Source organism: Rhizobium atlanticum (assembly GCF_030182485.1).
Taxonomy (GTDB): Bacteria; Pseudomonadota; Alphaproteobacteria; order Rhizobiales; family Rhizobiaceae; genus Rhizobium.
The window spans coordinates 65906-92818 of the sequence record NZ_JAQJCJ010000018.1; the positions used below are offsets into that span (position 1 = coordinate 65906).

Genomic DNA, 26913 nt, shown 5'->3' on the forward strand with positions numbered 1-26913 from the left:
AGCTTAGAAACCCGTCTTGCTCGTTTTAAGAAGAATGTTGGTCTCGGTCGAATTGATGCCGTTGATCAACCTGATTCGACGCAGCGTCTCGTCAAAGGCGGCAAGATCGCGGTCCTCCAGCTCGGCGACGAAATCCCATTTGCCATTGGTGCTGTGAAGCGCCCGCACCTGTGGCAGACCCCTGAGCTGATCGGCCACCCTGTCGGCGAGCTTGCCGAGCACCTCGATCATGACGATCGCGCGCACGCCGGCGGATCGCGTCTCGTGACTGGTGCGGATGGTGAAGCCGACGATGGTGCCGCCGGCGACCAGCCGATCGATACGGGCGGCGACCGTCGCCCGCGATGCACCGGTCATTGCCGCGAGCGAGGAGACGGACATGCGAGCATTGTGGCGAAGCGCACTCAGAAGTTCGGTATCGAGATCGTCCACGTCGAACACTTTGTCAAAATAGCTTTATCAATCTGCGCAATCATAATCCATTTCTGGCACTTTTCCATCTTTTTGCCGCCAGCCCTTTATCCCACTATCGGCCGAAAACAGGCCTCAAACGGAGCCCTCGAATGAATGCGCAATCGCGATCTGTCACCCTCATCGGCGCACCCTTGGAAGAAGGTTCGGGTCGGAGAGGCGCCGCCATGGGCCCTGCGGCCCTGCGGATCGCCGGCGTCGACCAGACCCTAATTGATCTCGGCCACGACGTCGCCGATATCGGCGATCTCTCTATCCTGCCGGCGATGGATCTGCCGAATCATCCGAAAGCCCATAATCTGAGGATCGTCGGTGCCTTCACCCGCGCATTGGAAAGCAGCGTCTATGACGTCGCCGCCGCCGGCCGCTTTCCGCTGATTCTCGGCGGCGATCACAGCCTGTCGATGGGCAGCGTCTCCGGCATGGCGCGTTATGCCGCCAGCAAGGAGCGCCCGCTCTTCGTGCTCTGGCTCGATGCCCATGCCGATTTCAACTCTCCGGCAACGTCACCCTCCGGCAATATTCACGGCATGCCTGTTGCCTTCTTCTGCGGCGAGGCGGAGTTCGCCGAAATCCTCCCGAAGGACCGGCCCTTCGTCGACCCGAAGAATGTCTTCCAGGTCGGTATCCGTTCGGTCGATGCGCGCGAGCGCGAGGAAATCCATGAACACGGCGTCAACGTCTTCGACATGCGGGCGATCGACGAGCAGGGCATCGGCGCCATCATGCGCGAGATTCTCGCTGTTGTCGCAAAGGCCAACGGCCTGCTGCATGTCAGCCTCGATCTCGACTTCCTCGATCCCGACATCGCGCCCGGAGTCGGCACGACGGTGCCTGGCGGTGCGACCTTCCGCGAAGCGCATCTTGTCATGGAAATGCTTTCCGACAGCGGCCTCGTCTCGTCGCTCGATCTCGTCGAGCTCAATCCGTTCCTCGATGATCGCGGCAAGAGCGCCCGTATACTGGTGGAACTGACGGCAAGCCTCTTCGGCCGCCGCATCTTCGATCGTCCGACACGCGCCGCATAGACAAGCTGAGGGAGAAGCGCCATGAACACTTCGGAAAAACTGATCGCAACGGAACAGCGGCTCGGCGCCCACAACTATAAGCCGCTCGACGTGGTGCTGACGCGTGGCGAAGGCGTGTATGTCTGGGATACCGACGGCAATCGTTATCTCGATTGCCTCTCGGCCTATTCTGCCGTCAATCAGGGCCATTGCCACCCGAAGATCCTCGCCGCCATGGTCGAACAGGCGGGCAGGCTGACGCTCACATCCCGCGCCTTCCGCAACGATCAGCTCGCCCATCTCTACGAGGAGCTTGCGGCGCTGACGGGCTCGCACAAGATCCTGCCGATGAATTCCGGCGCTGAAGCGGTGGAGACCGCCATCAAGGCGGTGCGCAAATGGGGTTACGAGGTGAAGGGCGTTCCTGAAGGAAATGCGGAAATCATTGTCTGCGCCGACAATTTCCATGGCCGCACGCTGAGCATCATCAGTTTCTCCACAGATCCCGACGCCCGCACCAGCTTCGGCCCCTACACGCCGGGCTTCCGCATCATTCCCTTCGGCGACGCCGAGGCATTCGAGGCCGCGATCAGCGGCAATACAGTGGCAGCCCTGATCGAGCCGATCCAGGGCGAAGCCGGCGTCATCATCCCGCCGGTCGGCTATTTCACCCGCATCCGCGAGCTCTGCACTGATAACAACGTCACTCTAATCCTCGATGAGATCCAGACCGGCCTCGGCCGTACCGGCAAGCTGCTGGCGGAGGAGCACGAAGGCATAGAGGCCGATGTGACGCTGATCGGCAAGGCGCTTTCCGGCGGCTTCTATCCCGTATCCGCCGTCCTTTCCAATTCCGAGGTGCTGGGCGTGCTGAAGCCTGGCCAGCACGGCTCGACCTTCGGCGGCAATCCGCTCGCCTGCGCGGTGGCGCGCACGGCCCTCAAGGTGCTCGTGGAGGAAGGCATGATCGAGAACGCCGCCGCGATGGGCGATTATTTCCTCGAGGGCTTGAGGTCGATCCGCTCCAACATTGTCAGAGATGTACGTGGCCGTGGCCTGATGATGGCGATCGAGCTGGAGCCCGAAGCCGGCGGCGCGCGGCAATATTGCCATGCGCTGAAGGAGCGCGGCCTTCTCGCCAAGGACACCCATGACCACACGATTCGCCTCGCTCCGCCACTTGTCATAACGAGGGAGCAGGTCGATTGGGCCGTCTCGCAGATCGAAAAGACGATCGGCTGAAGTAGAGCGAGGCGGAAAAGCTTTATGCTCCCGTTCCCGATTTAGATTTGGGCAACACTCTTCCGTTAATGTCGTCGCTAACCGTAACGATGCTTTGAGTGCAGAGTCATCGCGTGGTGTGAAGGCAAAGCTCGTCCGCGCCAATGGTGGCGCACTCGCTTCTGCTTTGGCTTACGACAGTTGGGAAGAATTCTAATGGCCACGATCAATTCCACTAGCTTCAGCGGCGATACGCTCGAGATCATTGCCTTCCGCCTCCATGATCAGGAATTTTGCGTCAAGACCACGACCATCCGCGAAATCCGCGGTTGGGCGCCCTCGACCCCGATCCCGCATTCGCCGGCCGATGTTATCGGTGTCATGAACCTGCGTGGTTCGGTCATCCCGATCATCGATCTCGCCTATAAGCTCGGCATGAAGAGTACGGTTGCCAACGAACGCAGCGCCATCGTGGTCGCCGAAGTTCATAGCATGGTCATCGGCATGCTCGTGGACCGCGTCTCGGATATTCTCACCATCTCGTCCAGCCAGGTCCAGCCGGTGCCCGAGGTGACCGCCTCCTTCGACCGCGCTTTCTGCGAAGGCATCATCGCTTCGGAAAACGGCATGATCTGCTTCCTGAACCTCGCCAAGATGTTCAAGGAAAATGAGACGGATGAACTGGCTGCCTGATCTGCCGGAACAATTGGATATCGGAAAACCGCCGCTTTCGGCGGTTTTTTATTGCCGCCGACTTTCTTGCAGCGCCGCGACCTCGCCATCCTTCAGAACCACTTGTCCGGAAGCGGCCTGACCAGCGCGTTGGCGATGAGACCGGGCGCCGGCATGACGGCAAGGATATACATGGTGCCGGTATAGAGGGCAGTGGCGCGTGCGCAGGCAGTTTGCTGCTGTCTCCCCTCCGGCAGACACCACTTTGAATTACCGGACCCGGTTTGCCTCCGCCTCCGGCTTGCGGATCAGTGGAGCGGCCTGAAGCACGAGAGCATCCAGGCCATTCTCCTCTTTCTCGAGAATTTCAAACAACTGCCGCCGCATGCGCGGCTCCCAGAATTTGTTGATGTGCGTGGCGACGCCTTGCGCGGCCTCGTCTTGCGGCTGGCTTTTGAAAAAGGTGGCGATCTGGTTTGCCATATAGACAAGCTTGGTTTTGGTATCATGCGACATCGGCGATGCTTCCGGGCGAGATGCGGTGCGGGTGTGTGAAAATCTCGAAATCTTCGCCGCGCACCAGCGCGACGAGCGTCATGCCGGCCGCTTCGGCCGTGCGGATGGCAAGGGCCGTCGGCGCTGAAATGGCAATGAGCGCTGGGCTGCCGAGGATCGCCGCCTTCTGCACCATTTCGACCGACAGCCGGCTGGTGACGACGACCGCGCCATTTCCGCCGCTTTCACCGGCGCGAATGACGGCGCCGCAGAGTTTGTCTAGCGCGTTGTGGCGGCCGACATCTTCGCGAACCGCGATCAGCCCGCGGCCGGGAAGGTAGAATCCAGCGCCATGTACGGCCCGCGTTTCACGATGCAGCGGCTGCGCCTCGTTCAGAAATGATACGGAGCGAACGATATCAGCATGAGACAGCGTCAACGGCGATGTCGAGACATCGGGCACCGGCCGCACCGCCTGTTCGATCGATTCGATGCCGCAGAGCCCACAGCCGACTGGTCCGGCCATGCTGCGGCGGCGCGCCCGCAGCCGATCGGCGACGTCGTCGGTAAGGCTGACCTGCACGTCGATGCCCTGCCCCCCCTCGATGATCTCGACGGCGGATATCTCCGCCGGCTTGGCGATAATCCCTTCCGTCAGGCTAAAGCCGACGGCGAAATCCTCAAGATCCGCCGGTGTCGCCATCATCACCGCATGCGAACTGCCGCCATAGGAAAAGGCGATCGGCACTTCCTCGGGCACGATGCGCGAACCGCTGTGCATGACGCCGTTGCGGCGGGCGGTTTCGGGAGCACGCGCCGTGGTGGCGAAAGTCATCACAGACGCCTCCTCTTCTCCCCGAGGAAAGAAGGGAGGATCTCGCCGACAACGCCAAATCGCCCCGGCATCGTCACTCCGCCGCTTCGAGCTTGCCGGCGATGCGGCGCGATTGCCGTGCCTGCTCGTCATATTCGAGCTGCCACTCGCTCGGTCCGTTCGACGGCGAGACCTGCACCGCTGTCACCTTATATTCCGGGCAGTTGGTCGCCCAATCGGAAAAGTCGGTGGTGATGACGTTGGCCTGCGTATTGGGATGATGGAAGGTCGTATAGACGACACCGGGCGCGACACGATCGGTGATCAACGCCCGGAGCGTGGTGTCGCCGGAGCGGCTGGCGAGCTTGATCCAATCGCCATCGCGGACGCCGCGCTGTTCGGCATCGTGCGGGTGGATCTCCAGCCGGTCTTCCGCGTGCCAGACGACGTTCTCCGTCCGGCGTGTCTGCGCTCCGACATTATACTGGCTGAGGATGCGGCCCGTGGTGAGCAGCAGCGGGAAGCGCGGGCCGGTGCGCTCGTCCGTCGCCACATATTCAGTGCGGATGAACTTGCCCTTACCGCGCACGAAACCGTTGACATGCATGATCGGCGAACCGAGCGGGTTCTTCTCGTTGCAGGGCCACTGCACCGAGCCCATCTTGTCGAGGTAATCGTAGGACACAAGCGCGAAACTCGGCGTCGTCGCGGCAATCTCGTCCATGATCTCGGACGGATGGGCATAATTCCAGTCGAGCCCCATGGTCTGGGCAAGCTTCTGCGTCACCTCCCAATCGCCATAACCGTTGCGCGGCGTCATTACCTTGCGCACGCGGTTGATGCGTCGCTCGGCATTGGTGAATGTGCCGTCCTTCTCGAGGAAGGTCGAACCGGGCAGGAAGACATGTGCGTAGTTGGCGGTTTCGTTGAGGAACAGGTCCTGCACGACGACGCATTCCATTGCCGCAAGGCCTGCCGCGACATGTTTCGTGTCGGGATCGGATTGGAGAATGTCCTCGCCCTGGACGTAAAGGCCTTTGAAGGAGCCGTCGACCGCCGCATCGAGCATATTCGGAATGCGCAGGCCCGGCTCGTCGCTGAGCTTCACACCCCAGAGCTTTTCGAAGATGTCGCGCGTGGCATCGTCGGAAATATGCCGGTAGCCGGGCAGCTCGTGCGGGAAGGAACCCATATCGCAGGAGCCCTGCACATTGTTCTGGCCGCGCAGCGGGTTCACGCCGACGCCGGGACGGCCAATATTACCGGTCGCCATCGCCAGATTGGCAATCGCGATGACCGTCGTCGAACCCTGGCTGTGTTCGGTGACACCGAGGCCGTAATAGATCGCACCATTGCCGCCCTTGGCATAGAGCCTTGCCGCACCGCGCAGATCCGCCGCCGGCACGCCGGTGAAAACCTCCGTCGCTTCGGGACTATGCTGCGGTTCGGCGACGAAGGCCGCCCAGTCCTCGAATTCCGACCAGTCGCAGCGCTCGCGGATGAATGCCTCGTCGTAGAGCCCTTCGGTGACGATCACATGCGCCAACGCCGTCATGACCGCGACATTGGTGCCCGGCTTCAGCGGCAGGTGGTAGGAAGCCTCGACATGCGGCGACCGGACGATATCGGTACGGCGCGGATCGATGACGATGAGCTTCGCCCCCTGGCGCAGCCGCTTCTTCAGCCGCGAGCCGAACACCGGATGGCCATCCGTCGGGTTGGCGCCGATGATGACGACGACATCCGAATGTTCGATGCTGTCGAAATTCTGTGTGCCGGCCGAGGTTCCGAATGTCTGGCCGAGACCGTAGCCAGTCGGGGAATGGCAGACGCGGGCGCAGGTATCGACATTGTTGTTGCCGAAACCGGCGCGGACCAGCTTCTGCACCAGATAGGTTTCCTCATTGGTGCAGCGCGAGGAGGTAATGCCGCCGATCGCGTCGCGCCCATATTGATACTGAATCCGGCGGAACTCCGACGCCACATGCGCGAAGGCCTCGTCCCAGCTCACCTCCCGCCAGGGATCGCTGACCTTTTCGCGGATCATCGGGTTGAGAATGCGGTCCTTGTGTGTGGAATAACCGTAGGCGAAGCGGCCTTTGACGCAGGAATGGCCGCGATTGGCTTGTCCGTCCCTCCACGGCACCATGCGCACCAGCTCCTCCCCGCGCATCTCCGCCTTGAAGGAGCAGCCGACACCGCAATAGGCGCAGGTGGTGACGGCCGAATGCTCCGGCTGGCCGATCTCGATCACCGATTTCTCCGTCAACGTCGCCGTCGGACAGGCCTGGACGCAGGCGCCGCAGGAAACACATTCGGAATTCATGAAATTCTCATGCATGCCGGGTGACACGCGGGAGCCAAAACCACGCCCTTCGATCGTCAGCGCGAAGGTGCCCTGCACTTCCTCGCAGGCGCGCACGCAAAGCGAACAGACAATGCATTTGGAGGGATCATAGGTGAAATATGGATTGGACTCGTCCTTCGGCATCCATTTCAGATTGATGTCGCCGTTGCTGCGCGCCTTGACGTGATTGTCGCCCTCATAGCCGTAGCGTACGTCACGGAGGCCGACAGCACCGGCCATATCCTGCAATTGGCAATCGCCATTGGCAGCGCAGGTGAGACAGTCGAGCGGATGATCGGAAATATAAAGCTCCATCACACCGCGGCGGATATCCTTCAATCGTCCGGTCTGCGTGTGCACCACCATGTTTGCCGCCACCGGCGTCGTACAGGAGGCCGGCGTGCCGGCGCGGCCCTCGATCTCGACAAGACAGAGCCGGCAGGAGCCGAAGGCATCAACCATGTCGGTGGCGCAGAGCTTCGGCACCTCGATGCCGGCTTCCATTGAGGCGCGCATGATGGAGGTGCCCTCCGGCACGCTGATCTGCTGCCCGTCAATGGTGAGCGTCACCATGGTTTCGGATTTCGAAGCGGGAGTGCCGTAGTCGATTTCATGGATGAGAGACATGGATTGCACCTCCGCTAGATTTCAGTATCGGGCGCCTTGAGGCATGCCGCTCATCCGCCTGCCGGTTCCTTCTCCCCGCAAGCGGGGCGAAGGGGTATGCCGCACCACCTTCACTCGATACGCGCCCTCGTGGCACGTCCCCTCTCCCCGCAGGCGGGGAGAGGGTTAGGGTGAGGGGCAACTTCGAATAAAAAACCATTACTCAGCCGCCTCCACGACCGGTGCCGGCGAAAAATCTTCCGGGAAATGCGTCATGGCGCTCATCACGGGATAGGGCGTGAAGCCGCCAAGCGCACAGAGCGACCCGAATTTCATGGTATTGCAGAGATCGCCAAGCAGTACCCGGTTCTTCTCCGGCTCGATGCCGCCCGCGATCTTGTCGACCGTCTCGACGCCGCGCGTCGAACCGATGCGGCAGGGCGTGCATTTGCCGCAGCTTTCGACGGCACAGAATTCCATGGCGAAACGCGCCTGCTTCAGCATGTCGGCCGTGTCGTCGAAGACGACGATGCCGGCGTGGCCGATCAGCCCATCCTTGGCGGCGAAGGCCTCGTAGTCGAAAGGCGTATCGAACAGCGCCCGCGGGAAATAGGCGCCGAGCGGCCCGCCTACCTGAACCGCCTTGACCGGCCGGCCGGTCCTCGTGCCGCCGCCGATCCTGTCGACGATATCGCCGAGCGAAAGACCGAAAGCGGTCTCATAAAGCCCGCCATATCTGACATTGCCGGCGATCTGCAGCGGAATGGTGCCGCGCGAGCGGCCCATGCCGAAATCGCGGTAGAAGGCGGCACCCTTCTCCATGATCACAGGCACTGAGGCCAGTGAAATCACATTGTTGATGACGGTCGGACAGTCGAACAGGCCCTTATGCGCCGGCAGCGGCGGCTTGGCGCGCACGATGCCGCGCTTGCCTTCGAGACTGTTCAAGAGAGCCGTTTCTTCACCGCAGACATAGGCGCCGGCGCCGGTGCGCACCTCGATATCGAAGGCGCGGCCCGAGCCAAGCACCGATGGGCCGAGAATGCCGCCCTGTCTGGCAATGCCGATGGCCTCGCTCATCATGGCGATCGCATGCGGATATTCCGAACGGGTGTAGACGAACCCCTTCGTGGCGCCGGTCGCAAGCCCCGCAATCGCCATGCCCTCGATCAAGACGAAGGGATCGCCTTCCATGATCATCCTGTCGGCAAAGGTGCCGCTATCGCCCTCGTCGGCGTTGCAGACGATATATTTGCGTTCGCCGCTGGCATCGAGAACGGTCTTCCACTTGATGCCGGTGGGAAAACCGGCGCCGCCGCGTCCGCGCAGGCCGGAATCCGTGACTTCCTTGACGATTTCGGCAGGCGTCATCGAAACGGCGCGGCGAAGGCCGGCAAGGCCGCCATGCGCCTCATAATCGCCGAGCGAAAGCGGGTCGGTGATGCCACAGCGGGCGAAGGTCAGGCGGGTCTGTTCCTTCAGGAACGGGAGGTCTTCAACCTCCCCGAGACAGAGCGGATGGCCGCTCCCGTTCAGCATTCCGGCGTCGAACAGAGCAGGCACATCCTTTGCCTTCACCGGCCCGTAGCCGATGCGCTTGCCGGCGGCCTCGACTTCGACCAGCGGTTCCAGCCAGAACATTCCGCGCGAGCCGTTGCGCACGATCTCTGCATCGAAGCCGCGGGCGGCGATCTCCTGGGCAATCGCCTTTGCCACCTTTTCGGCCCCGAGCGCCAGCGCAGCGGCATCGCGCGGAACATAAATCTTGACTGTCATCGACGTGCCTCCGCAACGAGTTCCGCCGCCATCTGATCGTCTACGCGGCCATAAACCTCGCCGTCGAGCATCGCCGACGGGGCGCAGGCACAAAGGCCGAGACAGTAGACCGGCTCCAGCGTCACGGCGCCGTCGAGCGTCGTCTGATGAAAATCGATCCCGAGCAGCGCCTTGACGCGATCAGCCAACGCGTCGCCGCCCGTCGACTGGCAGGCCTCGGCGCGACAGAGCTTCAGCACATGGCGGCCGGCGGGATGGTCGCGATAATCGTGGTAGAATGTCATCACCCCGTGCACTTCGGCGCGCGAGAGGTTCAGTTCCTCCGCAATCACAGGCAGGGCTTCCTGCGGCACATAACCGAATTCTCGCTGAACCTCGTGCAGAATGGGAAGCAGCGGTCCTTCAAGGAAGCGAAGGTCGGCGACGATGGTCCGCGTACGCGCTGCGATATCGCCTTGGGCGATATGAATGGTCATCAGGCAGCCCTCCCGGCGGCTCGCTCGTTTCGGGATGGCAGGCCTCCCCAGCCGAGCGCCATCGTGCAGACAACATCTCAGGGAAGCCGACGACGATCAATAAAGCTATCTCGTGGATTGATAGGTTTTTTCTATCAGAGTTCCTCGTCCCGCACGAGCACTCTCGCTTCGTGGAGCAGGGCCGAAACGAGCGGGGTGAAGGGCTCCCGATAGGGTGCGACGAGGCCAACCAGATGGTGGGCTTCCGGTTCTACAATCGGAATCATCCGGATCTCCACCGGAAAACCAAAGGATTTGGCCACATTGCGCGGCATGATGCTCGCCCAGCGTCCGGTCCTGACATGCGAGAACAGCACGATCATCGAATTGGATTCGAGCGTCGGATGCACAGTGGCGCCGGCTTCCGTCAGATGCCGGTTGATGATGCGGCGGTTCTGCATGTCGGCGGTCAATAGACAAAGCCGAAGATCGCCGACCTCCTTCCAGGTCACATTGTCGCGATCGGACAGCGGGCTGCCTGCAGCCGTGATCAGATGATAGCGCTCGGCATAGAGCGGAACACTGGTGACCCGGCCGAGCGGCTCGTTTTCGAGATAGGTGATGCCGGCGTCGATTTCGAGATTTTCGAGCATGCTCAGCACCTGCAGCGAGTTCCGCGAGACGATCGAGAAGGTCACTCCCGGATGTCGTTCCTGAAAGGGCGTGGTGATGCGCGAAAGCATGGCGAGCGCCGTCGGAATGGCGGCAAGGCGAATATGGCCGGAAAGTCCGCGGCGGGCCGCGCGCATCTCCTCGCGCATGGTGCGGGCATCGCCGACGATGCGCCGGGCCCATTCCAGGACGCGCTGGCCCTCCGGCGTCAGCCCCTGAAAGCGCGAGCCGCGCTGCACCAGCATGACACCAAGCTGATCCTCGAGCTGCCGGATCGCGGCTGAAAGCGTCGGCTGGGAAACCCCGCACTCCTCCGCGGCGCGGCCGAAATGCTTTTCGTTGGCAAGGGCGATGAAAAATTCCAGCTTGTCGATCATCCGGTCTCCCGATCCGGCGCGAAATCATCCGGATCAGCTATCTTCGACGCAGCAACCGTGCTCCGCAAGGGCGGGTACTAATTGTTTTCAGCGGCCGGAAAAAGATCGAACAGCGATTCAAGGAAGGCAAGCACGTTTGTATTGCCGATACGGTAATAGACCAGCCTGCCCTGACGGCGCGTATTGACGAGACCTTCGAGCCTCAAACGCGCGAGCTGCTGCGAGACCATTGCCTGCTGAATGCCAAGGATGTTTTCGATTTCACTCACCGTCCGCTCCTCGGTCGCGAGTATGCAAAGAATCAGAAGTCGAGTCTGGTGCGCCAGCGCCTTCAGCAGATCGCTCGCCTCACGAGCGTTTCCAGCGAGTTTGTGCAGTTCCTGACCGGACATTCCCGGCTCGGGCTTGGGCAATGGCATTCGACATCTCGGAAGGGAAGCAAAAAGGCAGATCAGCACAATAGCATATTCGCACACACGAATTTGCCAAAAGTGATGAAATGTCAAAAAAGGTCTAACTAAATCAGCAGATAAGCTGGCCGCCATTGATCTCGAGGACCTGGCCGGTAATGTATCCGGAGAGCGAGGGCGCCGCCAGAAACAGATAGGCGGGAGCGCAATCCTCCGCTGTGCCCAGCCGCTGCAGGGGAATAGACTTTCTCGTCTGCTCCAGCTTTTCGCGGGAGGAATAGCGCTCGTGGAAATCCGTCTCGATCGTTCCGGGGGAGACACAATTGACGCGGATGCCATCCGGCGCGAGCTCGCGGGCAAGCGCCTTGGAATAGGTCGAAACGAAGGCTTTCGAGGCAGAATAAATCGAAGAACCGGGACTGCCGCCGGTCAGCGCGGAAATTGAAACGGTGTTGACGATGGCAGCGCCTTCCGCCGCCTTCAATGCCGGCAGCAACGCACGCGTCAGCGCCACCACCGACGTCTGGTTCAAACGCACGATCGCCTCATAATCTGCGTCAGTCAGTGTGGCAGCTGGAAAACGGCCGAGCATAGTGCCGGCGTTGTTGACGAGCACATGCACCTTGTCGAAAAAGGTAAGCGCATTTTCGGCAAATTGCGCAGCGCCGCCAGCGGCAGTGAAATCGGCGTGCAGCAACAGCGCCCGTCTTTCGGATTCAGCCGTCAGCAGAAAATCCGGCAGATCGCGCCCCGGTTTGCGTCCAGTATGGACGATCACATTCGCGCCGCAGTCCAGGAACTGCCGGGCCACTTCGAGACCGATGCCCCGCCCGGCGCCGGTTACGATGACATTGCGATTTTCGAATAGTCTCGGGTGGAACACGAAGCTGTCCTCCTCGCGGACAATGCCGCCTGTTGCGCCATTCGCCCTTAACATATGAGCGCGCGGGCCGAAAGAAAGGCAGGCATCATCTTTCCGCCAGAGGCTGGCGCTCTTCCCTGAAAGTTCATAGTTCGATTTCGATCTCCAGCAGCCGTGCGCCTGGCCCTTCCTCGCCGAGCTGATCGAAGGGATTGCGCAACGGACAGCTTTCGATCGACAGGCAACCGCAGCCGATGCAGCCGGTCAGACGGTCTCGCAGCAGGCTCAGCCGTCTGATTCGCGTGTCGAGTTCATCCTTCCAGCGCGCCGACAGCGTCTGCCAGTCGGCAATCGTCGGCGTACGCCCCTGCGGCAGGGAGGCAAATGCCGTCTGGATTTCCGAAAGCGGAATGCCGACACGTTGCGCCACCTTGATGATGCCGAGCCGGCGAAGGACATCGCGTCCGTAGCGCCGCTGGTTGCCGCGCGTGCGGATACTCGAGATCAGCCCCTTGGCCTCATAGAAATGTAGCGCCGAGACGGCAAGACCACTGCGTTGCGCCACTTCGCCGACCGTCAGAAGCTTGCCGAGCGGCGTTGCAGAAATCCTATTCATCGCCTATTGACCTCAATATTAGTTGAGGTTTTATAACCGCTGCTTCCCCGGCCGTAAAGCACGAGGCGCAGGAAGGAGCGTCAGTGAGATCATCCGGTCGATACAAGCTGAAATGATGGCGTCGGCGCTTGCCCGGCCCGCGCCGATCGCCCCTGCCGATATTGCCGCCTGAAAGACAAGCGCTCGGGGTCCGTTCCCGGCAGGTACGGAACCTCGGAAAACACCCGGACAGGACCTCCGTCCGGGTGTTTTTTATCTGCGCCCCATCCGACCGGGCGGACGGGTTTGCAATTTTGCGGTTGCGGCAAGAAAACCCCGATGATAGTTTTCGCCGAAATAACAGGGGAGCTCCGTGTCGCCGGGGCTGAGATGTGAGGCGCAAGCCTCCGGACCCTTCTAAGCTGATCTGGGTAATGCCAGCGGAGCGAGGTCCAAATGTATTCCGGCGCGCAAGTGTCACTCTACCGGACGTCCGGCAATTCCGTCGGCATCCCTATCGATGCCCTCAAGGCAACCGCCCCAAATCGCGGCAGGCTGCGCATCGACACCGATGCCCTCGACAGGTTTGCGCGAACAGCCCGGCGAAAGCCTGAAACCGAACGCCGATGACATCGCCACGACCATCGGATTCGCGCCTTGCGACGCTCTATCTCGCCGTGTACCGGGCAATGCCCGCCTTGCTCGCAGGCTTTGCTTTTCTGGTGGCATGGGAACTCTATGTCGATCTTTCCGGTATCAAACCGTCCATTCTGCCGGCGCCTTCGCGTATCCTTGTCCAGGGCTGGCTGAACCGAGAGGCGCTGATAGCAAACACCTGGCCGACGCTCGGAGCGACACTCGGTGGTTTCGCCCTGTCGCTCGCCTTCGCCTTCGTCTCCTCGATCCTGATGGATTTCATGCCCTTCATGCGCCGGGCAATGCTGCCGATCTTCATCGCCAGCCAGACTTTGCCGCTGGTGGCGATCGCGCCTCTCGTCGTCCTCTGGTTCGGTTTCGGCCTTTTGCCGAAGATATTGCTGGTGGCGCTCGTCACCTTCTTTCCGCTGCTTGTTGCCCTGCTTCAGGGCTATGAGGCGACCGATCGCGACATTGCCGAGCTCTTGAATTCGATGAAAGCGAGCCGCTGGCGCATTTTTCGCCTGGCGCGGTTTCCCTCGTCCCTGCCCTATTTCTTCGCCGGCCTCCGAATCTCGATCACCTATGCCGTCGTCGGCGCGATCTTTGCCGAATATGCCGGCGCTGCAAGCGGCCTCGGCATCTATATCCTCAACGCCAAGAACAATTTCCGTCCCGATCTCGTGCTCGCCGCCGTGATCGTCAGCGCTCTGTTGACGCTCTGCCTCTTCGCGCTGACGCTGGTTATCCAGCGTTTCGTCATGCCCTGGCAGCCATCCCAGGAGCGGCGCCGATGACCGGTCAGATGCTTGAGCTGCGCAACATCTCGAAGTCCTTCGACGGCATGAAGGTTCTAGACGACATTTCGCTCGCCGTCGCAGACGGCGAGTTCGTCTCGATCGTCGGCCCATCCGGCTCCGGAAAATCGACCGTGCTGAGACTGCTGACACAGGCGCTGCGACCCGATTCCGGCGCCATGCTTTTCAACGGTGCAGCGCTGGAACAGACGCCGCATTCCTTTGCCTTCATGCCGCAACGCGATGCGCTGATGCCCTGGCGCCGGATCATCGATAATGCCGCGCTCGGCCTGGAAGTGAAGGGCATGGCTCGCCGGGCTGCCCGCGCCGCTGTCGCGCCCCTCTTCGAGCGGTTCGGCCTTGCCGGCTTCGAACATCACTACCCCGCCGCTCTTTCCGGCGGCATGCGCCAACGTGCTGCGCTGCTGCGCACCGTCATCCAGGAGCAGGACATGCTGCTGCTCGACGAGCCCTTCGGCGCGCTCGATGCGCTAACCCGCACGCAGATCCAGGAGTGGCTGCAAGGCATGTGGACCGAACATCGCTGGACGGCGCTGCTGATCACCCACGATGTTCGCGAGGCCGTTTTCCTCTCCGACCGGATCTACGTGCTGTCTGCCCGTCCGGCGCGTGTCATCCGCGAATTCCGCGTTCCCCTGCCCCGCCCGAGAAGCATTGCCGATCTCGGTTCGCCGGCGGCCCAGGCGATCGAGACCGAAATCCTGCAAACCCTGCTTCATCCGCTAGAACAGGATGGTTTTAGGCCGGTCGGCCCAAAATCTGAATCCTGTTCCAATTTAAAGAGTTAGAGTCTGATGTCGTTCGAAAACCGGACTTTTCGGCGTCATGCTCTAAAGACCTGAGGAGGTCACCATGCCGCTTCTCACCCGCCGCCAGACGATGCTCGCCGCCATCGCGACAAGCCTCGCCGGCCGCGTCGCCTTCGCTCAATCGGCGCCCGCAAAGGTTCGTATCGCGCTCGACTGGACGCCCAACACCAATCACATCGGCATCTACGTCGCCAAGGCGAAGGGCTTCTACACGGCCGCCGGCCTCGATGTCGAAATTCTACCCTTTACCGACACGAGTGCCGGCACGCTGGTATCAAACGGGGTCGCCGATTTCGGCATCAGTAGCGAGATCGAGGCCCTGACGCAGCGTGCTGGCGGCGGTGACGTGAAGATGGTCTACGGCGTCGTCCAGACGGAAACCGCGCGCCTGATCTTCAAGGGCGGGCGGGACGACATCAAGAGCCCTAGAGATCTCGATGGCAAGACCTATGGAGGCTTCGGCGGCACTTGGGAAAGCGCGCTGGTCTCGGCGATGATCCGCAATGACGGCGGCAAGGGCGACGTCAAGACCGTCACCCTCGGCACCTCCGCCTATGAAGCGCTGGACAATGGCTCGATTGACTTCACGCTGGAGATCTACACCTGGGAGGGCATTGCCGCTGAGCTGGAAAATCGGCAGATCAGCCGCTTCCACTATTCCGATTACGGCATTCCCGACGAGCAGACGACAGTCATCGTTTCCAGTGACGCCTATCTCTCTGCCAGTCGAGAACACGCGCGCGCCTTCATCCAGGCCACGCGTCAAGGCTATGTCTATTCCATCGATCATCCCGACGAAGCCTGCGACCTGCTGATATCAGGAAGTAACGGTGCGCTGATGAACACGGAACTGGTAAGAGCATCTCAGAAGGCGTTGATCGAAGGCCATTTCCTGAGATCCGAGGCCGGCGTGATCGGCACGCTTGATCCGGCAAAGGTCGATGCCATCGGCGCTTTCCTGGTCAAGAACGGCATTCTCGTCGATGCGAATGGCGTCGTGCTCAAGGAGAAGCCGGACTTTTCCACCTATTACACCAACGAACTCCTCGGCTGAGCCCGCCCGGGGCCTTGCCGAGGCGGTCTTCCCAGGCAATGCTTTGCGCCCGGGCGGTTTGAGCCGAATCGGGCAGGGCGGGGAACGACATGCGAGCACAGGACAGACTGGCCGGAGCCGACTTTCTGCGCGCAATGGCCTGCTTGTTGGTGCTCGCGCACCATCTCGCGCTTCGGCTGGATATGCGCAGAATTCCGGATGAATTTGCGGCAACGGCAAACGTCCTCCGCTTCGGCAATTTCGGCGTCGCCATCTTCTTTGTGCTCAGCGGCTTTCTGCTTGCCCGCCCCTTCTGGCACGCTCTCGACGCCGGCGGCGCCATGCCCACCCTTGGGCACTACGCCATCCGCAGGTTGGCGCGCATCGCTCCGGGCTTCTGGGTCGCCACCAGCGTCAGCTTCGTCCTTAGCCTGACGCTGCTTGCCCTGCCGCTGACGCCGGAACTCGTCGTCCGCTATATTTCGGGACTGTTGTTCATGAGCCAGTGGCATTGGCGCACGTTTTTTCCCGTCGAAGCCGATGGGCCGCTCTGGTCCATTCCCTTCGAGGTCACCAGCTATGTGCTCCTCCCGGTCGGCTTTTTCGTGCTGTTTCGCTTGCCGCTGCTGCGTCAACGTCCGTTCTTCGCCCGCGCCGCCTGGCTCTGCGTCATTGCCGTGGTCCTTCTTGCCCATCTGATGATCCTGAGGCTCTTTGCGCTCGACGATATCGGGCGCGGCTGGGCATATGGCCTTCAGGGTGGAGCGAAGGAATGGATGCCCAACTATAATCCGATCGGCTTCTTTGCTGTCTTCGCACTCGGCGCGCTTGCCGCCGGCATCGAAGTGATGTTGCCCGCAAGACGATCTCCCTGGTTCGACGCCGCGGCACTCCTCGCCGTCGCGGTTGCCGCTTACCGCCTCCTCATATCCCCAGGCGGCTCGGCCGAAGGTTACGGTTGGCTTCACATCCCCTATGGATTTCCGGTCTTCCCACTGGCCGTTGCAACAGCGCTCGTTTCACTCAGCCATTCGCAGCGTCTGGGCAGGCTGCTTGATAACGCTCCCGTCCGCTACATCGCCAAGATCTCCTTCGGCATTTACATCTGGCAGGAGATCATCCTGACATTGATCCAGAGACTGGACCCCGGCTCGTTCGGCGCCTCCTCCGAGAATGTGGTCACCGGTTGGATGCAATCCTGCACACTGACAGCGGCGCTCGTTTTTCTGGTGGCAAGCCTCAGTTATTATCTGTTGGAACGACCGGTAATCGATTTTGGCAATCGTCTGACATCGCGCCGCCTCATCGGGCTACTCCTTTAGAAGTATAATTTCGAACGCCGCTCAACTAGAGGCATTAAGGTTAACGCGAAATACTCCCATTTTTGGCGTCTTTATGCTTACCGATTTCTTATTTATAACGATGACAAACCATACGTAAGCATGTATCCGTCTCCCCGCTGTTCAGTATCGCATCTAAACTTCTGGGCATTGAGTAATGTATGCTTTTACTTCGAAGATAAGTTCACGCTTCGATTCGTCTCAGCGTCAGAACAAAATCCGCACCCTGGTTGTAGCGAACTCCAACATTCGCCAGCCGGACAGCTTTTCCGGTGTCGAAGGGAGGGCGGCTCTGCGATTGGCCGTAAAGCGGCTGATTGATATCGTCATCTCGGCCAGCGCTCTGCTCGTACTGGCGCCGCTTTTCCTGGCAATCGCTCTTTTCATCAAACTCGACGATGGAGGCCCCGTATTCTTCCGCCAGATCCGTTGGGGCCTGAACGGGCGGAAGATCACCGTCTTCAAGTTCCGCTCGATGCACATCGAAGCTTGCGATCCCAGCGGCATTCAGCAGACCGTCAAGGGCGACAGCCGGGTGACAGGCTTCGGCGCTATGCTCCGCAGGACCAACATTGACGAGCTGCCGCAGCTTCTGAACGTCCTCAGGGGCGACATGTCCCTGGTCGGTCCGCGCTGCCATGCCATCAACATGCGCGCAGCCGGCCGGCTCTACGAAGAATTGGTCCCGAACTACCACCACCGCCACGTCATGCGCCCCGGCATCACCGGCCTCGCGCAGACACGCGGTTGGCGCGGGCCGACCGCACGGCCGCTGCAAGCCCGGGCCCGGATCGCCTGCGATATCTATTATGTCAGGCATTTCAGTCTGCTGCTCGACCTGAAAATCTTGTTCAAGACGCTGGTCATCGAGCTGCGCGGCGGCACCGGCTTCTAGAGCAATTCCAGGAAAAGTATGGGACGTTTTTCCGTTCGGAATTGCGTAAAATAAAATCTTAGGGCGATTCTGCGCTTCGGTGAAAACCTGAACCGCTCTCGAACCCTCCTGGTTGGTCCATAGCGTCGCACGCGCAAAAGTGCGACACTGCAAAAACGACATCAGCCAAACGAAGCGCTAAAGCGTGAGAAGCAAGTCAGCAACGCGAGTATCAAGGGCCGTAGCGCCTTTGCGCGCCCTGAAGACGCGCGGCGCTGCAAATGTGGCCTCTCGGTCATGAGCCCGACAAAAGCGGTTTTGAACGCCCGCTCTTTTTCAAATCTTTGATGAGGCGCTTCGAACTCGCTCGCAGAAATAAAAAAGCGGCCTCGCGGGCCGCCTTTCATCGAAGCTGTCGATTGGTCAATCCTGCTGGACGATGCCGCTAAGATGCGTCAGTTCCATGATGAAATGCTCGAGCTTCGACTTGTGCTCGTGCAACTCGGCATGTTCGAGTTCCTTGCGGGCTGCCTCGATGCGACGGGTCAGTTCGTCCTTATGGAGTTCCTCGACTGGAACGGCGGACTCTGCCAGCAACGTGCAGCCGGTCGGCAGAATGTCGGCAAAGCCGCCGAACACGACATAGTCCTGCTTCTTCCCAGAAGCTGAACGCACGCTCACGACACCCGGCTTGACCGTCGTCATCGTCGGCGCATGGTGCGCCATCACGGTCATCTCGCCCTCAGTCGCGGGAATGACGACCTCGGTCACCATCTCCGACAGCAGCAGACGCTCCGGCGAAACGAGCTCAAAGTTGAAATTGTCAGCCATCAGTGACTTACCTTCTCGGCTATGGCTTTTGCATCTTGCAATTTGGTCCCGCAGAACGGGCAGTGCAGTATCGCCTGGTCGAGATATCCGAGACCTTCTTCGGTCTGAACCAGTCCCACGACCATCATGATCACGCCGTTATCGGCACGGTAGATGGTCGGTGCGGCTGGCTCTGGGAGTTCCGCTACGACCCCTTTTAGCGAGTCGCAGCAGAATATCTCGTCCTTAGCGTCGCTCATCAAGCAGCAGCGAGCTTCTTGGCCTTTTCGATGGCTTCGTCGATTGAACCGACCATGTAGAAGGCAGCTTCCGGCAGATTGTCGTATTCGCCGTTGACGAGGCCCTTGAAGCCCTTGATCGTGTCTTCCAGAGCAACCAGCTTGCCCGGCGAACCGGTGAAGACTTCTGCGACGAAGAACGGCTGCGACAGGAAGCGTTCGATCTTGCGGGCGCGAGCGACGGCCAGCTTGTCTTCTTCAGACAGTTCGTCCATGCCGAGGATGGCGATGATGTCCTGCAGGGCCTTGTAGCGCTGCAGCGTCGACTGAACCTTACGAGCGACCTCGTAGTGCTCTTCGCCGACGACCATCGGGTCGAGCATGCGCGAGGTGGAGTCGAGCGGGTCGACGGCCGGGTAGATACCCTTTTCAGCAATCGAGCGCGACAGAACGGTCGTTGCGTCCAAGTGGGCGAACGAGGTTGCCGGTGCCGGGTCGGTCAAGTCGTCGGCCGGAACATAAATGGCCTGAACCGAGGTGATCGAGCCGGTCGTCGTCGTGGTGATGCGTTCCTGCATCGAGCCCATGTCGGTCGCGAGCGTCGGCTGATAACCCACGGCCGAAGGAATACGGCCGAGCAGAGCCGACACTTCCGAGCCTGCCTGCGTGAAGCGGAAGATGTTGTCAACGAAGAACAGAACGTCCTGGCCCTGGTCGCGGAAGTGTTCTGCAACCGTCAAACCCGTCAGAGCGACGCGAGCGCGGGCGCCCGGCGGTTCGTTCATCTGACCGTAAACGAGCGCAGCCTTGGAGCCTTCGCCACCACCATGCTTGTTGACGCCCGATTCGATCATTTCATGGTAGAGGTCGTTGCCTTCGCGGGTACGCTCACCCACGCCTGCGAAGACCGAGTAACCACCGTGCGCCTTGGCGACGTTGTTGATCAGCTCCATGATGAGAACGGTCTTGCCGACACCGGCGCCGCCGAACAGGCCGATCTTGCCGCCCTTTGCGTAAGGAGCGAGAAGGTCGACGACCTTGATGCCGGTGACGAGGATCTGCGCTTCCGTGGACTGCTCGACGTAAGCCGGAGCGTCCTGGTGGATGGCGCGCCTGTGAGCGGTGGTCAGCGGGCCTGCTTCATCGACCGGCTCGCCGATGACGTTCATGATACGGCCGAGCGTTTCGTCGCCGACAGGAACCGAGATCGGAGCGCCGGTATCGATGACCTGCTGGCCGCGAACGAGGCCTTCGCTCGAGTCCATCGCGATGGTGCGGACTTCGTTTTCGCCCAGATGCTGAGCGACTTCGAGAACCAGGCGGACGCCGTTGTTGTCGGTTTCAAGCGCGTTCAAAATCGCCGGCAGTTCGCCTTCGAAAGCAACGTCGACGACGGCGCCGATAACCTGGGTGACTTTGCCGACAGAGCGGGTAGCTGCCTCAGCCATATTCTTACCCTCTTTCCCTAACTCAGAGCGCTTCCGCGCCCGAAATGATTTCAATCAATTCCTTGGTGATCTGAGCCTGACGCTGACGGTTGTAGCTCAGCGTCAGCTTGTTGATCATCTCACCGGCATTGCGCGTCGCATTGTCCATCGCGCTCATCTTGGCGCCCATCTCGCCCGCGACGTTCTCAAGGAGAGCACGGAAGATCTGGACGGAGATATTGCGCGGGATCAGGTCGTCGAGGATCGACGCCGGATCCGGCTCGTATTCATAGACGGCGCCTGCATGTTCTGCATCCTGGGCGACGGCTTCCGGAGCCTTGGCCGGGATGAGTTGCTGGGCGGTCGGAACCTGTGAGATGACCGACTTGAACTCGGAGTAGAACAGCGTGCAGATGTCGAACTCGCCGGCCTCGTACATCTCGATGACGCGCTTTCCGATCTGGTCGGCATTCTCGAAACCGATCTTCTTGACTTCGCGCAGTTCCTTGCGCTCGATGATCAGCGATGCATATTCGCGTCGCAGGATATCGTAGCCCTTCTTGCCGACGGTGAAGATCTTCACCGTCTTGCCCTCGGCAAGCAGCCTGCGGACATGGTCGCGCGCAAAGCGGGCAATCTGCGAGTTGAAACCGCCGCAAAGACCGCGTTCGGCCGTGCAGACCACCAGCAGATGGACCTGGTCCTTGCCGGTGCCGGTCATCAGCGCCGGCGCGCCATCCGCCTCGGTGACGGCCTTGGCAATGTTCGCCAGAACCGCACCCATGCGCTGCGAATATGGCCGGGCGGCCTCGGCCGCCTCCTGCGCACGCCGAAGCTTCGCCGCGGCGACCATTTTCATCGCCTTGGTGATCTTCTGCGTCGCCTTGACGGAGGCGATCCGGTTTTTCAGATCCTTAAGTGAAGGCATCCGTTATCCGTCCTAACTAGGCCCGATTACTGGAAAGACTTGGCGAAGCTATCGAGAGCAGCGGTGAGCTTGCCCCGAGTATCGTCGCTGATTGCCTTTTCCGTGCGGATCGCATCGAGGATGGCCGAGCCTTCCGAGCGCAGATAGGACAGCAGGCCCTGTTCGAACTTGCCGACCTGAGCGACCGGCAGCTTGTCGAGGTAGCCATTGACACCTGCGAAAATCACGGCGACCTGCTCTTCCGTCTTCAGCGGCGAGAACTGCGGCTGCTTCAGGAGTTCGGTCAGGCGTGCACCGCGGTTCAAGAGGCGCTGCGTCGCAGCGTCGAGGTCCGAACCGAACTGGGCGAAGGCGGCCATTTCACGATACTGGGCGAGTTCACCCTTGATCGAACCGGCAACCTGCTTCATCGCCTTGATCTGGGCTGAGGAACCGACGCGCGAAACCGACAGGCCGACGTTAACGGCCGGGCGGATACCCTGGTAGAACAGGTCGGTTTCAAGGAAGATCTGACCGTCGGTGATCGAGATCACGTTGGTCGGAATGAAGGCCGAAACGTCGTTGCCCTGCGTTTCGATGACAGGCAGAGCGGTCAGCGAACCGGCGCCCTTGTCGTCGTTCATCTTTGCGGCGCGCTCGAGCAGGCGCGAATGCAGGTAGAAAACGTCGCCCGGATAGGCTTCGCGGCCCGGCGGACGGCGCAGCAGCAGCGACATCTGACGGTAAGCGACAGCCTGCTTGGACAGGTCGTCATAGCCGATCAGCGCGTGCTGAGCGTTGTCGCGGAAGTATTCGCCCATTGCGCAACCTGCGAACGGAGCGAGGAACTGCATCGGAGCCGGATCGGAAGCGGTCGCAGCGACGATGATCGAGTACTTCAGGGCGCCGCGCTCTTCGAGAACCTTGACGAACTGGGCAACCGTGGAGCGCTTCTGGCCGACGGCGACGTAGACGCAGTAGAGCTTGTCGTTGTCGGGGCCGTTGTCGTGGATTGGCTTCTGGTTCAGGAAGGTGTCGAGCAGGATGGCGGTCTTGCCGGTCTGGCGGTCGCCGATGACGAGCTCGCGCTGGCCGCGGCCGACGGGGATCAGAGCGTCGATGGCCTTGAGGCCGGTCGACATCGGCTCGTGAACCGACTTGCGCGGAATGATGCCTGGAGCCTTGACGTCAACGCGCGCACGGCGGGTCGCGTTGATCGGGCCCTTGCCGTCGATCGGGTTGCCGAGAGCGTCGACGACGCGGCCAAGCAGCTCCGGACCGACCGGCACGTCGACGATGGCGCCGGTGCGCTTGACGGTGTCGCCTTCCTTGATGTCGCGGTCGGAGCCGAAAATAACGACACCAACGTTGTCGGATTCAAGGTTCAGGGCCATGCCGCGGATGCCGCCGGGAAACTCGACCATTTCACCAGCCTGAACATTGTCCAGACCGTAAACGCGAGCGATACCGTCACCGACGGAGAGAACCTGGCCGACTTCCGAGACTTCTGCCTCTTTGCCGAAATTTTTGATCTGGTCTTTGAGAATTGCGGAAATTTCCGCGGCGCGGATATCCATCAGCCGACCTCTTTCAATGCAAGCTTAAGGGTAGAGAGTTTGGTACGAAGAGACGTATCAATCTGACGGGACCCGACCTTGACGATCAGACCACCAAGAATTGACGGATCAACCGTGACAGCAATTGCCACGTCTTTGCCGGTGACGCCCTTCAGCGCCGCCTTCAATTCATTTTCCTGCTCTGCTGAGAGAGCATGGGCCGAGGTGACCTCGGCAGAAATTTCGCCGCGATGATTGGCGGCGATCAGCCGGAAGGCCTTGATCATGCCGGGCAGAGCGAAGAGGCGTCGGTTGCGCGCCACGACCTTCAGGAAGTTGGCAAAGAAGCCCGAGATGCCGGCCTTTTCACTGATGGTGACGATGGCCTTCAGCTGGTCCTCGGCAGAGAAAACCGGGCTCAGTATGAAGCGCTTCAAATCATCGCTCTCATCCAGCATCGCCTGGAAACGGTCAAGGTCTGCAGTTACGGTAGCGACGGCACCCTCTTCGAGCGCCAGCTCGAAAAGCGACGAGGCATAGCGCTCTGCAACACCAGAAGTAAGCTGGGACGTGTCTGCCACTGGCACAAATTTCCCTGATTTCAATCCAAAATCCGGCTCTCGGCGGGCGCCGAACCTATGATCTTGAATTCGTTTTGATTTCCCCCAGAAATCACAAGAGAAGCCTCTTGCTTCTTCCGAAATTCGGGGTCCGTCTAACATAGGATGTTCGGACTCGCAACACGCGTAACGTCCGAATACGCCTTTCGCATGAATTTCTGTTCGCAAAATTGAGCAAAGGCTTCCGGACAGGCCGCGAAGGCGGCCCGCCAGCGGTGAAATTCACGTTTGAATGAAGCCGAAAACATAAAGCAGCGGTAACGCAGCAAGCACGACTTGCACAACCAGAAGTAAATAGTTGACCAGATTGCTCCCCTTATCGGACAGGATCGATATGATCCGCGCAAAGGCAGCCATGCTGAAGGAGGCGCCGAGCGCCATGTAGATCCAGTCCTGCGCAAGCAGGATCGCCGAAAGCCCGAAGCCGAGATAGAAGCCGCCCATCGAGCGTCCCTCGCCATATCCTTCCGACCGCCCCTCCTGCACCTGCAAGCCGAGAAGACGGAAAGCATGGCCCGGCGCAAACATCATGATGAAGCCGGCCAGCGCCGTAAAAGCGGCGGCGCAGAACGCCAGCTGCTCGCCGAGCTCGGTCGGAAAATAGAATTCCATGCATCAGCCTCAAATCACCCGAAGAATCGGTGTTTTATGACATGAGCCGGAAAAGGAGGAAATGGCGCCATTAGAGAAAACTCTGCGGATCGACGTCGAGCTGCACCTGTACCGACCCGCGCTCCTTCGGAGATTGCGACAGCATCGCCCGCAGAAAACCCTGCATGTCGGAGTTGCGGCGTCCGTGGACCAAGAGGCGGAAGCGGTGGCGGCCGCGCACCAGGGCAAGCGGCGCTTCCGCCGGGCCGAGCACTGAGATGCCGGAGACCTGGGGTGCAGCGTTGCGCATGCCACGCGCATGGTTCTCCGCGTCATGGCGCGTTTCGGCCGAAACGATGATCGAGGCGAGCCGGCCGAAGGGTGGCAATGCCGCGCGTTCGCGCTCGGTGATTTCGCGCTCGTAAAAGGCATCGGAATCGCCGGAAACAATGGCCTGCATGACCGGATGCTGCGGCTGGTAGGTCTGCAGCAGCCCGTGGCTTTTGAGACCGGTGCGGCCGGCGCGGCCCGTCACCTGCGACAGAAGCTGAAAAGTGCGCTCGGCCGCGCGCGGATCGCCATTGGCAAGGCCGAGATCGGCATCGACGATGCCGACCAGCGTCATCAGCGGAAAATTATGCCCCTTGGCAACGAGCTGGGTGCCGATGACGATATCGGCCTCACCCTTCGCGATCGCATCAAGCTCCAGCCGCAGCCGCTTCACGCCGCCCATCATGTCCGAGGAGAGGACGATCGTCCGCGCCTCGGGGAAATGTCGTTCCACCTCTTCGGCGATGCGCTCGACGCCTGGCCCGCAGGCGACCAGATGGTCGAGCGTCCCGCATTCCGGGCATGCCTCGGGCGTGCGCTCGGCATGACCACATTGATGGCACTGCAGCTGCTTGCGGAAGCGATGCTCGACTAGCCAGCTCGAACATTGCGGGCATTGGAAGCGGTGACCGCAGACCCGGCAGAGCGTCAGCGGCGCATAGCCGCGCCGATTGAGAAAAAGCAGCGCCTGCTCCCGCCTCTCCACCGTCTTGCCGATCGCCCGGATCAGCACCGGCGAGAGGAAGCCACCCCGCTCCGGCGCGTGTCTGCGCATATCGATGAGATGCAGGTCCGGCAGCGCCGCGTCGCCGAATCGGGTGGGCAGGTGGACAGTGCTGTAGCGGCCGTTCTGTCCGTTGACCTGGCTTTCGACCGATGGTGTCGCAGAGACCAGGATGACGGGAAAATCGCCGATGCGGCCGCGCACGACGGCCATGTCACGGGCATTGTAGAAAACCCGATCTTCCTGCTTGTAAGCGGGATCATGCTCCTCGTCGACGATGATGAGGCCGAGATTCTCGAAAGGCAGGAAGAGCGCCGAGCGGGCGCCGGCCACGACGCGCACTTCGCCGGTCACCGCCTGGCGCCAGACTTTTTCGCGCATGCGCGGGGCGAGATCGGAATGCCATTCGGCCGGCTTTGCTCCGAAGCGTCCCTGAAAACGCTCGAGGAAACTGGCCGTCAGCGCGATCTCCGGCAGCAGGATCAGCACCTGCTTGCCACGTTTCAGGGTCTCGGCGATCGCCTCGAAATAGACTTCCGTCTTGCCGGAACCCGTGATGCCATCGATCAGCGACACCGAAAATTCGCCCCTGCGGACGTCGGAGACGATTTCCGCCGCCGCCTCTTTCTGCGGCCCTTCGAGGCGCGCGGCGGCAAAGTCGGGATCCGGCATCGCCACGACTGGCGGCGGCGGCAGGAACACCGTTTCGAAAATGCCGAGCGTGACCAGTCCATCGACCACGCTCGTCGAAACACCGGCCGCATGCGCCAGACCGCTGCGCGTCCAGGACAGACCGTCGGAGGCGGCCGCGAGCACGCGCGCACGCGCCGGTGTCATCCGCTCAGGTTCGCCGCCGACGAATTTCAGCCCCTCCACCATGGGCTCCGGCTCGAAGGCGTTCGGCGCCCTGAGCGCCATGCGCGCGACGAGACCGGGCGGGGAGAGCGTATAGCTCGCCACCCAATCGATGAAATCCCGCATTTCCTTGGAAAGCGGCGGGCAATCGAAGACATGGCTGATCGGCCGAAGCTTCTTCGGATCGACGCCATCTTCGCCGCCGTCCCAGACGACACCGATCACCTGCCGCGGCCCGAGCGGCACCTGCACGACCGAGCCGGGCTCGACCGCCATGCCCTCAGGCACCGAGTAGGAATAGGGTTTCGGCGCCGGCATCGGCACCAGCACCGGAACCGTTCGGTTCACGGGCGGTGCTTCGAAAAGCGCGCCAAAGAGATCGGACGAATCTATGCTCATCGCGCGAGACCATGCCCGCAAATCGCTGGAATTGGAACCGCAAAGACGCGATGCCTCGTCGGGGGAGAATGTGGATAACGAAGACGCGCCAAGACGGACCGCGTCTTGACGAAAAGGTTGCGGGGCAAGCAATCGGCCGCCTAGATTTCCGGTAGATTTGTTCGA

The 26913-nt window shown here is 61.0% G+C and carries 25 protein-coding genes, 1 pseudogene and 1 riboswitch; of the genes and pseudogenes, 8 read left to right on the top strand and 18 right to left on the bottom strand.

All coding sequences use genetic code 11. From position 1 onward, the window contains the following. Positions 1 to 3 precede the first annotated feature (3 nt). Positions 4 to 441, bottom strand: a complete 438-nt coding sequence (locus PH551_RS24070; RefSeq protein ID WP_184454824.1) for an Lrp/AsnC family transcriptional regulator — start codon at positions 439 to 441, stop codon at positions 4 to 6. Positions 442 to 563: 122 nt separating this feature from the next. On the opposite strand from PH551_RS24070, the gene rocF reads away from it, so the two are divergent. The 3 genes from rocF (at position 564) to PH551_RS24085 (ending at position 3392) form a co-directional block, all read left to right on the top strand. After that, a complete protein-coding gene (gene rocF, locus PH551_RS24075) occupies positions 564 to 1499 on the top strand; it encodes an arginase (RefSeq protein WP_285195327.1) in 936 nt (311 codons plus the stop codon). Between the two features lie 21 nt (positions 1500 to 1520). Next, complete coding sequence (gene rocD / locus PH551_RS24080) at positions 1521 to 2720, top strand: ornithine--oxo-acid transaminase (RefSeq protein WP_285195328.1); 1200 nt, start codon at positions 1521 to 1523, stop codon at positions 2718 to 2720. Between the two features lie 195 nt (positions 2721 to 2915). Then, the gene (locus tag PH551_RS24085) at positions 2916 to 3392 is read left to right on the top strand and encodes a chemotaxis protein CheW (protein WP_064707940.1); all 477 of its coding nucleotides are present in this window, start codon (positions 2916 to 2918) and stop codon (positions 3390 to 3392) included. A 249-nt stretch (positions 3393 to 3641) separates the two neighbouring features. Here the strand turns inward: PH551_RS24085 and PH551_RS24090 are convergent, their stop codons facing one another. The 9 genes from PH551_RS24090 to soxR all read right to left on the bottom strand — a co-directional run bounded on the left by PH551_RS24090 (position 3642) and on the right by soxR (position 12801). Further along, on the bottom strand, positions 3642 to 3887 hold the full coding sequence (locus PH551_RS24090) for a formate dehydrogenase subunit delta (RefSeq protein WP_285195329.1): 246 nt from the start codon (positions 3885 to 3887) through the stop codon (positions 3642 to 3644). Beyond that, positions 3877 to 4701 (bottom strand): formate dehydrogenase accessory sulfurtransferase FdhD, encoded by an 825-nt coding sequence (gene fdhD, locus PH551_RS24095; protein ID WP_285195330.1) that lies wholly within the window; start codon positions 4699 to 4701, stop codon positions 3877 to 3879. The genes PH551_RS24090 and fdhD overlap by 11 nt, the downstream gene beginning before the upstream one ends. A gap of 73 nt (positions 4702 to 4774) precedes the next feature. Further along, positions 4775 to 7654, bottom strand: coding sequence for a formate dehydrogenase subunit alpha (gene fdhF / locus PH551_RS24100; protein ID WP_285195331.1), 2880 nt, complete (start codon positions 7652 to 7654; stop codon positions 4775 to 4777). Between the two features lie 198 nt (positions 7655 to 7852). Next, positions 7853 to 9409: a formate dehydrogenase beta subunit gene (locus PH551_RS24105; protein WP_285195332.1), complete on the bottom strand. Its 1557-nt coding sequence runs from the start codon at positions 9407 to 9409 to the stop codon at positions 7853 to 7855. Further along, positions 9406 to 9885: a formate dehydrogenase subunit gamma gene (locus PH551_RS24110; protein WP_085779678.1), complete on the bottom strand. Its 480-nt coding sequence runs from the start codon at positions 9883 to 9885 to the stop codon at positions 9406 to 9408. Before PH551_RS24110 ends, PH551_RS24105 begins: the two co-directional genes overlap by 4 nt. Before the next feature lie 134 nt (positions 9886 to 10019). Beyond that, on the bottom strand, positions 10020 to 10913 hold the full coding sequence (locus tag PH551_RS24115; RefSeq protein ID WP_085779679.1) for a LysR family transcriptional regulator: 894 nt from the start codon (positions 10911 to 10913) through the stop codon (positions 10020 to 10022). Between the two features lie 77 nt (positions 10914 to 10990). Further along, positions 10991 to 11332 carry an ArsR/SmtB family transcription factor gene (locus PH551_RS24120; RefSeq protein ID WP_085779680.1) on the bottom strand — a complete coding sequence of 114 codons (342 nt, stop codon included), beginning with the start codon at positions 11330 to 11332 and terminating at the stop codon, positions 10991 to 10993. Between the two features lie 103 nt (positions 11333 to 11435). Next, positions 11436 to 12206, bottom strand: coding sequence for an SDR family NAD(P)-dependent oxidoreductase (locus PH551_RS24125; RefSeq protein ID WP_285195333.1), 771 nt, complete (start codon positions 12204 to 12206; stop codon positions 11436 to 11438). A gap of 124 nt (positions 12207 to 12330) precedes the next feature. After that, entirely contained in the window at positions 12331 to 12801 is a 471-nt protein-coding gene (gene soxR / locus PH551_RS24130; protein ID WP_285195334.1) for a redox-sensitive transcriptional activator SoxR, read from the bottom strand. A gap of 331 nt (positions 12802 to 13132) precedes the next feature. Beyond that, a riboswitch (TPP riboswitch) is annotated at positions 13133 to 13246 on the top strand. Between the two features lie 160 nt (positions 13247 to 13406). On the opposite strand from soxR, the gene PH551_RS24135 reads away from it, so the two are divergent. From PH551_RS24135 to PH551_RS24155, 5 genes and pseudogenes are all read left to right on the top strand, one after another. Beyond that, complete coding sequence (locus tag PH551_RS24135) at positions 13407 to 14213, top strand: ABC transporter permease (RefSeq protein WP_285195335.1); 807 nt, start codon at positions 13407 to 13409, stop codon at positions 14211 to 14213. Further along, complete coding sequence (locus tag PH551_RS24140; protein WP_285195336.1) at positions 14210 to 15022, top strand: ABC transporter ATP-binding protein; 813 nt, start codon at positions 14210 to 14212, stop codon at positions 15020 to 15022. Before PH551_RS24135 ends, PH551_RS24140 begins: the two co-directional genes overlap by 4 nt. Positions 15023 to 15086: 64 nt before the next feature. Continuing rightward, on the top strand, positions 15087 to 16097 hold the full coding sequence (locus PH551_RS24145) for an ABC transporter substrate-binding protein (RefSeq protein ID WP_285195337.1): 1011 nt from the start codon (positions 15087 to 15089) through the stop codon (positions 16095 to 16097). Positions 16098 to 16186: 89 nt separating this feature from the next. After that, positions 16187 to 17406 (top strand): annotated as a pseudogene (locus PH551_RS24150) (acyltransferase family protein). Between the two features lie 167 nt (positions 17407 to 17573). Next, a complete protein-coding gene (locus tag PH551_RS24155; RefSeq protein WP_085779685.1) occupies positions 17574 to 18311 on the top strand; it encodes a sugar transferase in 738 nt (245 codons plus the stop codon). Positions 18312 to 18713: 402 nt separating this feature from the next. On the opposite strand, the gene PH551_RS24160 is transcribed toward PH551_RS24155, so the two are convergent. From PH551_RS24160 to PH551_RS24195, 8 genes are all read right to left on the bottom strand, one after another. Beyond that, complete coding sequence (locus PH551_RS24160) at positions 18714 to 19121, bottom strand: F0F1 ATP synthase subunit epsilon (protein ID WP_085779686.1); 408 nt, start codon at positions 19119 to 19121, stop codon at positions 18714 to 18716. Beyond that, positions 19121 to 19360: a hypothetical protein gene (locus PH551_RS24165; protein ID WP_097598149.1), complete on the bottom strand. Its 240-nt coding sequence runs from the start codon at positions 19358 to 19360 to the stop codon at positions 19121 to 19123. The genes PH551_RS24160 and PH551_RS24165 overlap by 1 nt, the downstream gene beginning before the upstream one ends. Next, positions 19360 to 20787: a F0F1 ATP synthase subunit beta gene (atpD, locus tag PH551_RS24170; RefSeq protein WP_183705101.1), complete on the bottom strand. Its 1428-nt coding sequence runs from the start codon at positions 20785 to 20787 to the stop codon at positions 19360 to 19362. The genes PH551_RS24165 and atpD overlap by 1 nt, the downstream gene beginning before the upstream one ends. A 22-nt stretch (positions 20788 to 20809) precedes the next feature. Beyond that, a complete protein-coding gene (locus PH551_RS24175) occupies positions 20810 to 21694 on the bottom strand; it encodes a F0F1 ATP synthase subunit gamma (protein ID WP_097598151.1) in 885 nt (294 codons plus the stop codon). A 26-nt stretch (positions 21695 to 21720) separates the two neighbouring features. Next, entirely contained in the window at positions 21721 to 23250 is a 1530-nt protein-coding gene (gene atpA, locus PH551_RS24180) for a F0F1 ATP synthase subunit alpha (RefSeq protein ID WP_008527976.1), read from the bottom strand. Continuing rightward, positions 23250 to 23816 carry a F0F1 ATP synthase subunit delta gene (locus tag PH551_RS24185; RefSeq protein ID WP_285195388.1) on the bottom strand — a complete coding sequence of 189 codons (567 nt, stop codon included), beginning with the start codon at positions 23814 to 23816 and terminating at the stop codon, positions 23250 to 23252. Before PH551_RS24185 ends, atpA begins: the two co-directional genes overlap by 1 nt. 255 nt (positions 23817 to 24071) lie before the next feature. Further along, on the bottom strand, positions 24072 to 24461 hold the full coding sequence (locus PH551_RS24190) for an AGROH133_08824 family phage infection protein (RefSeq protein ID WP_085779691.1): 390 nt from the start codon (positions 24459 to 24461) through the stop codon (positions 24072 to 24074). Between the two features lie 70 nt (positions 24462 to 24531). After that, positions 24532 to 26748: a primosomal protein N' gene (locus PH551_RS24195; protein WP_285195338.1), complete on the bottom strand. Its 2217-nt coding sequence runs from the start codon at positions 26746 to 26748 to the stop codon at positions 24532 to 24534. Positions 26749 to 26913 lie beyond the last annotated feature (165 nt).

Excerpts from the sequence above, each read along its gene's own strand:
- PH551_RS24085 (WP_064707940.1), top strand. The coding sequence starts at position 2,916 with ATGGCCACGATCAATTCCACTAGCTTCAGCGGCGATACGCTCGAGATC.
- PH551_RS24190 (WP_085779691.1), bottom strand. The coding sequence starts at position 24,461 with ATGGAATTCTATTTTCCGACCGAGCTCGGCGAGCAGCTGGCGTTCTGC.
- PH551_RS24140 (WP_285195336.1), top strand. The coding sequence starts at position 14,210 with ATGACCGGTCAGATGCTTGAGCTGCGCAACATCTCGAAGTCCTTCGAC.
- PH551_RS24160 (WP_085779686.1), bottom strand. The coding sequence starts at position 19,121 with ATGGCTGACAATTTCAACTTTGAGCTCGTTTCGCCGGAGCGTCTGCTG.
- PH551_RS24165 (WP_097598149.1), bottom strand. The coding sequence starts at position 19,360 with ATGAGCGACGCTAAGGACGAGATATTCTGCTGCGACTCGCTAAAAGGG.
- PH551_RS24105 (WP_285195332.1), bottom strand. The coding sequence starts at position 9,409 with ATGACAGTCAAGATTTATGTTCCGCGCGATGCCGCTGCGCTGGCGCTC.
- PH551_RS24155 (WP_085779685.1), top strand. The coding sequence starts at position 17,574 with ATGTATGCTTTTACTTCGAAGATAAGTTCACGCTTCGATTCGTCTCAG.
- PH551_RS24145 (WP_285195337.1), top strand. The coding sequence starts at position 15,087 with ATGCCGCTTCTCACCCGCCGCCAGACGATGCTCGCCGCCATCGCGACA.
- PH551_RS24195 (WP_285195338.1), bottom strand. The coding sequence starts at position 26,748 with ATGAGCATAGATTCGTCCGATCTCTTTGGCGCGCTTTTCGAAGCACCG.
- PH551_RS24090 (WP_285195329.1), bottom strand. The coding sequence starts at position 3,887 with ATGTCGCATGATACCAAAACCAAGCTTGTCTATATGGCAAACCAGATC.
- fdhF (WP_285195331.1), bottom strand. The coding sequence starts at position 7,654 with ATGTCTCTCATCCATGAAATCGACTACGGCACTCCCGCTTCGAAATCC.
- soxR (WP_285195334.1), bottom strand. The coding sequence starts at position 12,801 with ATGAATAGGATTTCTGCAACGCCGCTCGGCAAGCTTCTGACGGTCGGC.
- atpD (WP_183705101.1), bottom strand. The coding sequence starts at position 20,787 with ATGGCTGAGGCAGCTACCCGCTCTGTCGGCAAAGTCACCCAGGTTATC.
- rocD (WP_285195328.1), top strand. The coding sequence starts at position 1,521 with ATGAACACTTCGGAAAAACTGATCGCAACGGAACAGCGGCTCGGCGCC.
- PH551_RS24175 (WP_097598151.1), bottom strand. The coding sequence starts at position 21,694 with ATGCCTTCACTTAAGGATCTGAAAAACCGGATCGCCTCCGTCAAGGCG.
- fdhD (WP_285195330.1), bottom strand. The coding sequence starts at position 4,701 with ATGACTTTCGCCACCACGGCGCGTGCTCCCGAAACCGCCCGCCGCAAC.
- PH551_RS24115 (WP_085779679.1), bottom strand. The coding sequence starts at position 10,913 with ATGATCGACAAGCTGGAATTTTTCATCGCCCTTGCCAACGAAAAGCAT.
- rocF (WP_285195327.1), top strand. The coding sequence starts at position 564 with ATGAATGCGCAATCGCGATCTGTCACCCTCATCGGCGCACCCTTGGAA.
- PH551_RS24110 (WP_085779678.1), bottom strand. The coding sequence starts at position 9,885 with ATGACCATTCATATCGCCCAAGGCGATATCGCAGCGCGTACGCGGACC.
- atpA (WP_008527976.1), bottom strand. The coding sequence starts at position 23,250 with ATGGATATCCGCGCCGCGGAAATTTCCGCAATTCTCAAAGACCAGATC.
- PH551_RS24120 (WP_085779680.1), bottom strand. The coding sequence starts at position 11,332 with ATGCCATTGCCCAAGCCCGAGCCGGGAATGTCCGGTCAGGAACTGCAC.
- PH551_RS24135 (WP_285195335.1), top strand. The coding sequence starts at position 13,407 with ATGACATCGCCACGACCATCGGATTCGCGCCTTGCGACGCTCTATCTC.